Source organism: Mesorhizobium sp. Z1-4 (assembly GCF_004000235.1).
Taxonomy (GTDB): domain Bacteria; phylum Pseudomonadota; class Alphaproteobacteria; order Rhizobiales; family Rhizobiaceae; genus RCIO01.
Genome location: NZ_RCIO01000001.1, coordinates 732,071 through 744,542, shown reverse-complemented (window position 1 = coordinate 744,542; position 12,472 = coordinate 732,071). Strand labels below are relative to the sequence as shown.

General features: G+C 61.9%; 10 protein-coding genes. 8 read left to right on the top strand and 2 right to left on the bottom strand.

What is annotated here, in order from left to right:
• Nucleotides 1–5: 5 nt before the first annotated feature.
• Entirely contained in the window at nt 6–1,202 is a 1,197-nt protein-coding gene (locus EP165_RS03550; RefSeq protein WP_127520162.1) for a substrate-binding domain-containing protein, read from the bottom strand.
• 256 nt (nt 1,203–1,458) lie between these two features.
• On the opposite strand from EP165_RS03550, the gene EP165_RS20630 reads away from it, so the two are divergent.
• From EP165_RS20630 to rpsU, 7 genes are all read left to right on the top strand, one after another.
• Nucleotides 1,459–2,019 carry a PAS and helix-turn-helix domain-containing protein gene (locus tag EP165_RS20630; RefSeq protein ID WP_127520161.1) on the top strand — a complete coding sequence of 187 codons (561 nt, stop codon included), beginning with the start codon at nt 1,459–1,461 and terminating at the stop codon, nt 2,017–2,019.
• A gap of 221 nt (nt 2,020–2,240) precedes the next feature.
• On the top strand, nt 2,241–3,638 hold the full coding sequence (gene cysG / locus EP165_RS03540; protein WP_127520787.1) for a siroheme synthase CysG: 1,398 nt from the start codon (nt 2,241–2,243) through the stop codon (nt 3,636–3,638).
• Nucleotides 3,635–3,943, top strand: coding sequence for a DUF2849 domain-containing protein (locus tag EP165_RS03535; RefSeq protein WP_127520160.1), 309 nt, complete (start codon nt 3,635–3,637; stop codon nt 3,941–3,943). Before cysG ends, EP165_RS03535 begins: the two co-directional genes overlap by 4 nt.
• Before the next feature lie 12 nt (nt 3,944–3,955).
• Complete coding sequence (locus EP165_RS03530; RefSeq protein WP_127520159.1) at nt 3,956–5,632, top strand: nitrite/sulfite reductase; 1,677 nt, start codon at nt 3,956–3,958, stop codon at nt 5,630–5,632.
• Nucleotides 5,607–6,356 (top strand): phosphoadenylyl-sulfate reductase, encoded by a 750-nt coding sequence (locus tag EP165_RS03525; protein WP_127520158.1) that lies wholly within the window; start codon nt 5,607–5,609, stop codon nt 6,354–6,356. Before EP165_RS03530 ends, EP165_RS03525 begins: the two co-directional genes overlap by 26 nt.
• A gap of 6 nt (nt 6,357–6,362) precedes the next feature.
• Nucleotides 6,363–6,893 carry a DUF934 domain-containing protein gene (locus EP165_RS03520; protein WP_127520157.1) on the top strand — a complete coding sequence of 177 codons (531 nt, stop codon included), beginning with the start codon at nt 6,363–6,365 and terminating at the stop codon, nt 6,891–6,893.
• Nucleotides 6,894–7,151: 258 nt separating this feature from the next.
• Nucleotides 7,152–7,391: a 30S ribosomal protein S21 gene (gene rpsU / locus EP165_RS03515; RefSeq protein ID WP_127520156.1), complete on the top strand. Its 240-nt coding sequence runs from the start codon at nt 7,152–7,154 to the stop codon at nt 7,389–7,391.
• A 265-nt stretch (nt 7,392–7,656) separates the two neighbouring features.
• Here the strand turns inward: rpsU and EP165_RS03510 are convergent, their stop codons facing one another.
• Nucleotides 7,657–8,088 (bottom strand): hypothetical protein, encoded by a 432-nt coding sequence (locus EP165_RS03510; protein ID WP_127520155.1) that lies wholly within the window; start codon nt 8,086–8,088, stop codon nt 7,657–7,659.
• A gap of 288 nt (nt 8,089–8,376) precedes the next feature.
• On the opposite strand from EP165_RS03510, the gene EP165_RS03505 reads away from it, so the two are divergent.
• The gene (locus tag EP165_RS03505) at nt 8,377–12,453 is read left to right on the top strand and encodes a HigA family addiction module antitoxin (protein WP_127520154.1); all 4,077 of its coding nucleotides are present in this window, start codon (nt 8,377–8,379) and stop codon (nt 12,451–12,453) included.
• Nucleotides 12,454–12,472: the final 19 nt, after the last annotated feature.

Here is a 12,472-nt window from a genome sequence, read left to right as displayed (position 1 = left end):
CCTGCTCAGTTGTTCCGCCCGATCGGGATATCCATTTCCTCGGGCTTGATCTCGCGCACGAGGTCCGGGATCGCCCAGTCGACATTGTCGTCCACGCGGATCTTGAAGTGGAACATCGACTGCAGCGCCTGGTGGTCTTCAGGCCGGAAAGTCATGGTGCCCTTCGGCGTTTCCCAGCTCATGCCTTCCATGGTCGAGATCAGCGTTTCGGTTTCCCAGTCGTCCGCCGTTTCCAGCGCCTTGGCGATCGCGAGTGCCGCCGCCATGCCGCCTGCGGTGAAGAAGTCGGGCGGGCTGCCGAAGCGCTTCTGGTGCTCGGCCACCAGCCAGTCGTTGATCTCGTTCTTCGGCGCTTCGTAATAGTAGTAGATCGCGCCTTCCATGCCGGGCACCCGCTTGTAGGTCGGAAGCACGGGCAGGATGTGTCCGCCGGTTGAAATCTCGATGCCGAAACGCTCCGGCTCGGCCGAGGCCAGCGCACCCATCGGGTCGCCCGAACCTGCGACGTAGATCAGCACGACCTTGCGGCCGTCCTTGTCCTTGAGCGCGTTGAACAGCCGTTCGATGGTTGCGGTGTAATCGGTCGTCTTCTGCGGCACGTATTCTTCGGTCACCACGGTTGCGCCGGTGCCTTCGAGCGCCTTCTTGAAGGCGGCAATGCCGTCCTTGCCGAAAGCGTAGTCTTCCGCCAGCGTCGCGACATAAAGGTTCGCGTCGGGCTTCAGGGCCAGCGCCTGCGCCTGCATGTCCATCGACGAGTTGCGTGAGGTCTTGAAGACGTAGCGGTTGGAATCCGGTCCGGTAAGCGAGTCCGCCACCGCAGGCTCGACCAGAAGGATGCGCTCATATTCCTCCGCGATCGGCAGCATAGCTGTCGTCACGCCGGACGAGGTTCCGCCCACCGCGATCAGAACGTCATCGTCGCCATAAGCTTCGGCGAGCACCGAGCGCGCGACGTCAGGCTTGAACTGGGTGTCCTTTTCAATAACCTCGATCTTGCGGCCCTTGATCTCCATGGTGCCGTTGGTGGCGTATTCGAGACCGAGGTTGAACCCCGTCGTGGTCTGTTTGGAAAACACCTCGAACGCCGAGCCGGACAGCCCGTGAACCAGTGCGATTTTGGCCGGGCCGTCCTGCGCGCCCGCATAGGGCGTGGCCAACACGGCGGCGGTAAGCGTCAGTGCGGCAAAGAGCTTTTTCATAGCCATTCCTCCGAAGCGCGACGTAACAATGCCGGATGCGCAGCCGGTCCCGTCGGCATGGCCGGTGCGCAAGATTGGTTGTTCGCGGAATGGAACGCCGGGTGCGCGCTGCCCCGAATGGCGGCGCGATTGGCGATGTTGGCTTTCCTCCCGCAGCTTGCCGGCACACTCCGGAGCGATGAACTCTTGGAGTGCTGCAAGCTGGCCTGTATTATCGGCAAGGGGTCGATTGCACTGCAATATCGTATAAATACGCATGTCGAGCACACGCGAAGAACTGAACCTTGCAGCCTTCCATCACTCGCCCATCGGCATTGTGATGACGGCGCAAAGAATGATCAAAACCTGCAACCCGGCATTTGCCGGGATGTTCGGTTACAAGTGCGAAGAGCTCTTCGATAAATCCTTCGCGATCCTCTATCCCACGATCGAGGAGTTCGTGCGCATTCGCGATGTCGGCGTCGAACCGCTGAAGCGGTTCAACCGCTATTCGGACGAGCGCATCATGGCACGCAAGGATGGCTCGCTGTTCTGGTGCAGGGTGAGGGGGCACACGCTCACGCCCGACGATGACCCGCTGCGTGAAGCCGTGTGGAGCTTCGCCGACCTGTCCGACTATCGTCCCGTCGGGCAGCTGACCACGCGCGAACGTCAGATCGTCATGCATCTGGGCGAGGGGCGTACCTCGAAGGAAATCGCGCGCACGCTGTCGATTTCGCCGCGCACCGTCGAGGCATATCGCGCCCGGCTTCTGAAGAAATACGGCGCCGGCAATGTCGCCGAACTGCTCTCGCATCTGAGCACGATGCCGCAGTAGCAAAGGCGGAATTCCGGCCTGGAATGTTCGTCGCGGCCGGTTTACGGGAATCGCATTTCGCGTTTCACGATCCGCGGAGAAAACCGATTTCGCGCCGCCCACTGGCGCGCCAGCGCGTACCTTCTGAAATCTGTTGCCTGGCACGATGATGCCGCCCGACAAGGAGAACTACGTTGGGCGCGCTTGAGCCTGTTCACAAACTGAATGCTTTTCCCGTCTTCATGCGGGTGGCTGGCCGTGCTGTCATCATTGTCGGCGGCGGCGAGGAGGCATTCGCCAAGGCGCGGCTGCTTGCCCAGTCGAGCGCGGAGCTGGTCGTCGTTGCCGAACAGGTAGAGCCGGCTTTCGCCGACTGGCTGGCGAAAAACGAAATCGCGCTGCTCGGCCAACCTTTCGATGCAGCCTTACTTAAAGGCGCAGCACTTGTCTTTGCCGCGACCGGAGATGAAGCCGCCGACCGCCGGGTGGTCGAGGCCGCGCGGGCGGCCGGTATTCCCGCCAACGCCGTTGACCGCCCCGAACTCTGCGATTTCTTCACGCCGGCGCTCGTCAATCGCGCGCCGCTCGCTGTCGCGATCGGTACGGAAGGTGCAGGCCCCGTTCTCGCCCAGAAGGTGCGGGCGCGCATCGAGCGCCTGTTGCCGCCGTCGCTCGGTGCGCTTGCAGCACTTGCAACCGGCTATCGCTCCCTCGCCGAGCAGCTGGTTGAAAAGGGTCAGCCCCGCCGCCGTTTCTGGAACGCCTTCTTTGCCGGCGAAGCCGCGCGGAACGTCGAGCAAGGCGATATTGAGAGCGCCCGCCGCGCCGCCGATCAGCTCCTGCTTCATCCCGAGGAAGCCACCGGCCATGTCGCGCTGGTGGGCGCTGGCCCGGGTGCCGAAGACCTGATCACCTTGCGCGCGCACCGGCTTCTGATGGAAGCCGATGTCATCGTCCATGACGCTCTGGTTCCCGAAGCGGTCGTCTCGCTCGGCCGCCGCGACGCCGAGCGCATTGCAGCTGGCAAGCGCAAGGGCTGCCACTCCAAATCGCAGGCCGAGATCAACGAATTGCTGGTTTCGCTGGCGCTGTCCGGCAAGCGTGTCGTTCGCCTCAAGGCCGGCGATCCGCTGGTCTTCGGCCGTGCCGGCGAGGAAATGCAGGCGTTGCGCGACGCCAATATCTCTTATGAAGTCGTGCCGGGCGTAACGGCCGCATTTGCCGCTGCCGCCGATTTCGAGCTGCCGCTCACCTTGCGCGGCGTTGCTTCCTCGATGGTCTTCACCACCGGCCACGATCTCAAAGGCGCCAGCCTGCCCGACTGGGCGCGTCTTGCAATCGATGGCGCTACCGTCGCTGTCTATATGGGCCGCTCCAATGCTGCTGACGTGGCGCTGCGCCTGATCAAGGCTGGCCTCTCGCCCGACACCGGCGTCGCGGTTGTCGAAAACGCCGGTCAGCCGGGCCGCCGCCTGCTGCACGGAACACTGACCGATCTCCCGGCACTGGCCGAGCGCACGGAACTTACCGGTCCGGTGATGACGATTATCGGCGACACGGTTGCCGGCGCTCGCTTCGACCGCTCGGAGCCGATCGCCGCCCGGCGCAATGTAACCGCCGACTGTGGAGCCTCGCGATGAAAATCCTCACCGCTAATCGTCTCGTCGATGGCGAGGCCGTGTGGCTGGCCGCCGATCACAGCTGGGCCGAGACCATCGCCCATGCCGATGTCGCGGCGAATCCTGACGCGGAGGCCCGTATGGAAGCCATCGGCGCGCAGGGAATCGCCGCCAATCTCGTCGTCGATGTCAATTTCGTCGATGTCGAAATGGTCGATGGCAAGGCAGTTCCGATCCGTCTGCGCGAGCGCATTCGCGCCGCCGGCCCGACCAATCGCCGCGACCTCGGCAAGCAGGCATGGCTGGGCGCTGAAAGCGCCGCCTGAAAGAGAGAAACCATGTACCGTTACGATGAGTTCGATCATGCCTTTGTAGCTGAGCGCGTTGCCCAGTTCCGCGATCAGGCGGAGCGCCGGCTGGCCGGTGAACTGACCGAGGATCAGTTCAAGCCGCTGCGGCTGATGAACGGCGTCTACCTGCAGCTTCACGCCTACATGCTTCGGATCGCGATCCCCTACGGCACGCTGTCGTCGAAGCAGATGCGCATGCTGGCGCATATCGCGCGCACATACGACAAGGGCTACGGCCATTTCACCACACGCCAGAACCTGCAGTTCAACTGGCCGGCGCTGAAGGACATTCCCGCGATCCTCGAAGAGCTGGCGAGCGTCGAGATGCATGCCATCCAGACGTCGGGTAACTGCATTCGCAATGTCACCGCGGATCATTTCGCCGGTGCCGCTGCCGACGAATTTGCGGACCCGAGGCCCTACGCGGAAATTCTGCGCCAGTGGTCGTCCGTGCACCCTGAATTTTCCTACCTGCCGCGCAAGTTCAAAATCGCGGTGACCGGTGCCGAGCACGACCGCGCTGCGATCCAGACGCATGACATCGGCCTGCATGTGAAGAAGAACGACAGCGGCAAGCTTGGCTTCGCCGTCTATGTCGGCGGCGGACAGGGCCGCACCCCGATGGTCGCCAAGCTGATCCGCGACTTCCTGCCCGAGGAAGACCTGCTGACCTACACCACCGCGATCATGCGCGTGTACAATCTGAACGGCCGCCGCGACAACAAGTACAAGGCCCGCATCAAGATACTGGTGCACGAAACCGGCACCGAGGAGCTGACCCGGCAGGTGGAAGCGGAGTTCGCGGCGCTGAAACTTTCCGGCGAGGAGCTGAAGCTGCCCGAGGCCGACATCCGCGCCATCGAAAGCTACTTCGCACCGCCGGCACTTGCCGAGCGTGCCGATGGCTGGGCGGCTGTCGCCGCTGAGCGCAAGGCAGACGCCGGCTTCGACGCATGGCTGCGCCGCAATGTCCACGAGCACCGTCACCCTGACTACGCCTCGGTGACGATCTCGCTGAAGGGCATCGGCGAAGTGCCGGGCGATGCGACCGACACGCAGATGGATGCGGTTGCCGATCTCGCCGAACAGCTCGCTTTCGACGAAATCCGTGTCAGCCACGAGCAGAACCTCATCCTGCCGCATGTCGCGCGCGCCGACCTGAAGGCCGTCTACGACGCGCTGGTTGCAATCGGCCTGCACACACCCAACGCCGGGCTGGTGACTGACATCATCGCCTGCCCCGGCCTCGATTATTGTGCGCTCGCCAATGCGCGATCGATTTCGGTGGCGCAGGAAATCTCCACGCGCTTCGGCGCGCAGGAGCGGCAGGAGGAAATCGGCGATCTGAAGATCAAGATTTCGGGCTGCATCAACGCTTGCGGCCACCACCATGTCGGCCATATCGGCATACTTGGCGTCGAGAAGAAGGGCACCGAGCTCTACCAGATCACGCTGGGCGGCTCGGCCGACGAGAACACCTCGATCGGCGAGATCGTCGGGCGCGGCTTCGCGGCGGAGGAAATCACCGACGCGATCGAGACCGTGGTCGAGACCTATCTTGCCAAGCGCACCGACAAGGCCGAAGACTTCCTCGCCGCCTATCGTCGGCTGGGCGCGGCACCGTTCAAGGAGGCGCTTTATGGACGTGAAGTTCGCGCAGCCTGACGCCGCAGGCGCCGCCGCCAGAGCGGCCGACCTTGAGGCGGGTTTTGCCGCACTCGACGCGCATGAGCTGATCAAGCGGGCCATCACCGAATGGTTTCCCGGCGAGATCGCCGTGGTGTCGTCCTTCGGCGCGGATTCGGCCGTGCTGTTGAAGCTGATCGCCGATGTCGACCCTTCGGTGCCGGTCGCCTTTCTCGATACGGGCAAGCATTTCGGCGAAACGCTGCAATATCGCGACCAGCTCGCCGACGATCTGGGCCTGACCAACGTTCAGATCATCCACCCGCTGGACGACGCACTGCTTGCGGGCGATCACGACGGGCTGCTGCATCAGTCCGACACCACGGCCTGCTGCGACATCCGCAAGGTGGAGCCGATGGCGCGTGCCGTCGAGCCTTACAAGGCATGGTTCACCGGCCGCAAGCGCCACCAGGCGTCAACGCGTTCGACGATGCCGGTGTTCGAGGCGGTGGGCGAGCGCATCCGCATCAACCCGATTGCCGACTGGACCACCGAAGATCTCGCCGCCTATATGCGCGCGCACGATCTGCGCGAAAACCCGCTGGTGGCCTATGGTTATCTGTCGATCGGCTGCTTCCCCTGCACGCAGCCGGTGGAAGCCGGCGGCGATGCGCGCTCCGGCCGCTGGGCGGGGCAGGCCAAGACCGAATGCGGCATTCACCTGACCGGGCTGGAAAGCTCGCTCTCATCACGGCAGAACTAGGCGAGCATGACCGAACAGAACGACACCCGGCTCTGGACGCCGGCCGAAGGGTTTCGCGACGACAGCTGGCAGCGCGTCGACGATCTGCCGGCACATGCTGGCGATGGGCGCTACCTGCTGCCGCTTGGCGCGTTCCTGGCGCTGGGCGACAACAGCCGCGCCGAATTTGCCGGCCGCATCGGCGTCGAGGTCGCGCCCGGCGAAGCGCTGGATGCTCTGCTGCCGTTTCTGGAAGATGTCGCGCTGATCTCGCTGACCTTCCCTGCCTTTGGCGACGGGCGCAGCTACTCCAAGGCCGAGCTCTTGCGCACGCGCCACGGCTATCAGGGGCCGCTGCGCGCGGCCGGCGACGTGCTGATCGACCAGGTGGCGCATATGATCCGTACCGGCTTTTCGGAACTCGAAATCGCCAATCCGGCGACGCTGAAGCGGCTGGAAAAGGGCGAGACGGGCGGCATCGCGCATCAGTATCAGCCGACCGCGAAGGCATCCGACAAGACCGGCGGGTATGCCTGGCGCCGCCGCGCCGCAGGCTGAATCCCGCCCTCGCCGGCTGTAATTGGGGCGTTTTTTGCCCCGCCAAAGCCCGATTGTTGGTCCCGCAGGGGTTGCCTTTCGCGCCTGAAACCCTATGTTCCGGCCACGTTGCGCGGGCTCCGCGCCGCCGATTCGAGGTGGCGGCGCCTTCACGGAAGCTTCCCGCGCCTTTGCTTGTCGTTTCTCTCGGATACCGAAGCGGCTGACCCCCATGCCGGCGGCGCATCTCTTTTTGCCGCCCAACAGAAGGACGAACAATTGCAGGTTCTCGTACGCGATAACAATGTCGACCAGGCGCTGAAGGTCCTGAAGAAGAAGATGCAGCGCGAAGGTGTGTTCCGCGAGATGAAGGCACGCCGCTCTTACGAAAAGCCGTCCGAACGCCGCGCGCGCCAGCGCGCCGAGGCCGTGCGCCGTATGCGCAAGCTGGCCCGCAAACAGGCGCAGCGCGAAGGCCTGCTGCCCAAGAAGAAATCCGCCGCCGGCGGCCGCCGCTAGGCGCTTTATTTCGCTCACGCCGAGTTCCCCCGGAACACGTCCGGGGTCACCGGCCCCGCGGGGGCGCCGAACTTTCTCCGTATTGCGTGCTATGCTTCGCTGCGCATCGCGGCTTGCGGCGCGCAGTCGCGCGCTCGGCCTTCGGTCGTGTGCCATCGCGGCGAATAGCGGTCGTCATCCTCGGGCTTGACCCGAGGATCCATGCCTGAGCGCTGACGACCCACTCACCTTTCAGAATTTCGAGCTCTATCGCTTCCTCGCCCGGTTATGACGTGTCGGGCGCGGGGATCGGCCAGGCGAGGCCCATGAGCATGGTCAGTGCATGCGCGACGTCGTGTATGGCCGGCACCGGTTGCCGCGCGTGTGTCCCGGCGGAGCCCGCGCTACGGGCCGCAATCAACAGCTTGGCCTGACGTTTTATCTGCCGTTTTAGCTGCCGCGCGAGCCTGCGAAGGCTGAGGGCGAGTCGCATCGCGTCCGCCGGGCGCGTGCCCGCCGGTGGCATCGATGGCGCATCGTGGCCGCAGGCGACGAAATCCCGCGCCACGGCCTCGGCACGGCGCAGGACCCAGAGCACGAAACCGCGCATGGCAGGCGAACGGGCGGCCGCGCGCTCGGCCAGACCGGCCAGCGCAAGCAGCAGAGTGATGATACGCATCAGCGCCGCCCGTTCCTGCTCTATTGCGCCTTCCATCATGCCTGCCTCGTTGTCGATTGATCGCCTCCAGCGCCCGCTCCGACATGATCGGCGTTCCCGCGAGAAGAACTGCGGAGAAGCGTAATGGAGGTGGAAAGGGCGGGGATAAATCGGCGGGCGAAAAATGCGATTGTCAGGCGGGGCAAAGGGTTGGGCGACATTTACTGCAGGCAATATCCTCGCCCAATTCAGCACTAATTCAGTACAAAGAAAGAACTTGTAGCGTGTGACGCAACACGATATAATTGGCTAAAGTTTACACCAATTCAAGCTGCGAGAGGACTCGAAATGCCTGCAAATGCCGGCCATCCCGGCGCGTTTGTAAAGGAGCACGTCATTCCCCGGGACGTGACGGTGAAAGACGCGGCAAAACTTTTGGGTGTCGGCCGCCCGGCCCTTTCGAATTTTCTCAACGGCAAGGCAGCGCTCTCAACAGAGATGGCAGCGCGACTTGAGAAAGCGTTTGGTGCAGATCGAAACAAGCTCATCGAAATGCAGAGCCGCTTCGACGCGCGGGCCAAGGAAGATACAAGCAAGCCTGTCGTGATCCGTGGGTACACGCCGACGGTCGCCTTGACCAAAGCGGCAGAACTTTCCGCATGGGCGGATGACATTGCTGCAAGGTCCGAACTGCCCGCCTTGCTGAGAAGGCTCGTCAATTCGACAGGCCTTGATCTGACAACGGTTGATTTTCCCGCGTTTGATAATGCAGAGCGCAAGGGATGGGACGGGTTTGTTGAGGCCGGTTCACCGACCCCTTGGATTCCACAGGGAAAATCAGGATGGGAGTTCGGATGCAACAAGAACCCCAAGACCAAGGCCGACGGGGATTTTGATGCGCGGGTTGCGTCAATTCCTGCCAAGGAACGCACGGAAACCACCTTCGTCTTTTTCACGCCGCGCAACTGGCCGGCAAAGAAGGAGTGGGCGCAGGCGAAGAAAGCACTGGGGGAGTGGAAAGATGTAAAGGCATTTGATGCCAGCGATATCGAACAGTGGTTGGAACAGTCGGCCCCTGTTCAGGTTTGGTTGGCCGAGCGGCTCGGAAAGCCGACGACCGGGTATCGATCGCTCAGCCAGTGTTGGGCTAATTGGGCTCCGGCAGGCGACTATGAATTGTCGCCTCTACTTTTCGCACCGGCCATTAACAGCTACGCGGAGACGTTCTCGCGCTGGCTGAGCCAGCCACCCAGCAGGCCGTTCATGGTTGCCGCCGATTCCCGCGCAGAGGCACTGGCCTTTCTGGCTTGCCTAGTTGATTCCGAAAAGATGACGGCTCCGCGCTCCGGGGACGATTCGATCGTCTTTGATACAGTGGAAGCCGTGCGAATGATGTCGAAGGCATCTTCGGGATCATTCGTCGCCATTGCGGAGCAGCCCGAAATCGAGCGGGAGCTGGCACCCCTGTTCAAGAAGTTCCACTGCGTTATCGTTCGACCGCGCAATGCCGTGGACTCCGACCCCGACGCAAGTCTGGACCTCCTGAGATCGGAGGATTTTGAGAAGGCACTGGGAGACATGGGAATCGAGGGAGATGCCGCCGATCGCCTCGCGCGCGAGTCGGCCCGCTCCCCCACGATACTCCGCCGCCGTCTGCATCATCCTGGCAGCATTCGAACGCCGGAATGGGCGCAGAACGACGATGTCGCCCGTAGGCTCATTCCTGCTGTCCTCATCGGCGCGTGGCATGCCAGTTCAAAGGCGGATCGAGAAGTGGTCTCGCTTCTGGCCGGAATCGAATACGACGCTTTTGAGGCCGAGATACCGCGCTTTTTGAAGTTTGATGATCCACCTCTCTGGTCCGCGGGCCAGTATCGCGGCGTGACGTCGAAGATTGATGCGCTGTTTGCCATCGCTGGGTCGATCACTAACAAGGACCTTCGCGACTTCCTGGTGGCTGCAGAATACGTCTTGTCTGAGCGGGACCCCGCACTTGACCTACCGGAAGATCAGCGCTGGATGGCGGGTGTCTATGGCAAGGTACGCGATCATTCGTCAGCACTGAGAAGTGGGGTTTGCGAGACGCTCGTCTTGCTTGCCGTTCACGGTAACACGCTCTTCTTTGAGCGGCTTGGGTTCGACGCCGACAGCGAGGTCAAGGCCTTGGTCCGCAGCCTCATGAAGCCACTTTCGCTCGACAAGTTCCACTCACAAAACAGCGATTTGCCGAATTATGCCGAGGCCGCCCCGCACGTGTTCTTGCGGCTATTGGAGGAGGACCTAGCGAGTCCCGCGCCAGTTATTTTCGGCCTCTTGAAGCCGGTTGACAACTCGGTTTTTGGAAGCAGTCCGGCCCGTACTGGCCTGCTGTGGGCATTGGAGAATATCGCATGGGACCCGGCCCATCTGACGCGGGTCATAGACATTCTGGCGCAGTTGTCGCGACCGAAGATCGACGACAATTGGGTCAACAAGCCTGAGGAAACGCTGCGATCGATCTTTCGATCATGGATGCCGCAAACAGCTGCCCGACTGGTCGATCGGATCAGCGCGCTCAATCTACTGGTCAAGCGATACCCCGATGTCGGCTGGAAGATTTGTATGGCACAATTTCGGGCTCATTCGGAGGTTGGCCACTATAATCATCGTCCGCGTTGGCGTGCCGACGCCTCCGGTGCCGGCCAGCCAATTACGGTGGGTGAGCGAAACCAATTCGTTCTGCGCGCGGTCGATATTGCGTTGGGTTGGCCCAACCATGATGAATCGACTCTTGGCGATCTCATTGAACGGCTGACCGTTCTCGCACCGGAAGATCAAGCCAAGGTTTGGGACTTGGTGGAAAAGTGGGCGGATGGAACGGCGAGTGAAGACGCCAAGGCGACAATGCGCGAGCGCATCCGTCGTCATACGCTATCCAGGAGAAGCCGCAAGAGAGGAATAACGAAGGCCCACGCCGATCGCGCAGCAAAGGTTCTCGAGAAGCTGCTACCCAACGATCTTGTTGCCCGCCATGCGTGGCTGTTTGCAGCGCATTGGATCGAACCGTCTTATGGCGAATACGAGGACGAGGATTTCAGCTTCGAGAACCGGCACAAACTGATCCATGATCAGCGGCTGGAAGCGTTGCGTGAAATCTGGAAAGCGCGGGGTTTTGACGGCATCAAGCATTTGGTTGCGGGAAGTGGCGCACCTCACATTGTCGGCCAGTTGATGGTCGAGCTTCTGAAGGGCCGGGAGGCACTGGCAGAGTTCGCGAAGAATTGTGTCACTGCCGCGTCCGGGGAGTTGCGAGCAAAATTTGCGGACTGCCTGGGTGGCCTGCTTCGGGGCAAGCTCGACGAAGACCGTGTATCATTCCTGGCAACTGAGGTGGAGAAATCATTTGGACAGGATGAAGTGCTCTTCTTTTTCCTGTCGATGCCCTTTCGCGAGCAAACTTGGCGGTTGATGGACGCCAAGCCTGAGGCTTTCCGCAGCGACTATTGGCGGCAGGTGAACGCATATTGGGCCGACCACCGGTCGGACGAAGTCAATGAAATTGTCGACCGGCTATTGGAGGTCGATAGGCCAGCGGCAGCATTCAACGTTCTCCACCTGGATTGGAAAAAGATAGAAACATCTCGCCTCAAACGCCTGCTTCGTGCGTTGGCCACGACCGAACCCGAGAGCGTAACTACACACCAACTGTCCGCCTATGACATTGGTGAAGCGATCAAGGAACTCAACGGTCGCCCCGGGATTAGGCCCGACGAGATGGCGCAACTCGAGTTCATTTATCTGCGCGTACTTGAAGACTCGGAACATGGCATTCCTAATCTGGAGAATCAGATCGCGGAATCGCCGAGTCTGTTCGTTCAAGCAATCGCCTATGTCTTCAAGCGCGACGATGAAAGTGACGATCCGGAAGAGCTTCAAGTCGATCCCGAGCGCGGCGCTGACATGGCGCGATCGGCGTTCCACCTGCTGGAGCGCATGCGAAAGATTCCGGGAACGGATAAGAACGGGGTGATTCAGCCCGACAAACTTAGGGACTGGCTTATGGCAGTTCGCGAGCAAGCCAACGAATTGGCGAGGGCTGATGTCACCGACGGGCGGATCGGGCAACTACTTTGCAAGGCGCCTGCCGATGACGATGGTGTCTGGCCATGCCGTGCAGTGTGCGATGCTCTGGAATGGATGAGCTCGCCTGAAGTCAGTAGCGGTTTCCAGGTTGGAACCAGAAACAGCCGCGGCGTTCATTGGCGAGGCGAAGGCGGTGACCAAGAACGCGAGCTTGCGGCGAAATACCGAGGCTGGGCAACGAAGCTTGGATATGAGTTTCCGTATGTCGCGAACGTTCTGAGCAGTATCGCGGACTCCTACGAGCGCGAGGCTCAGTGGGAAGATACCGAAGCGAAGGTACGGCGCCGGCTGCGTGGCTGGTAGCGATGCCGGTTGCAGTTCT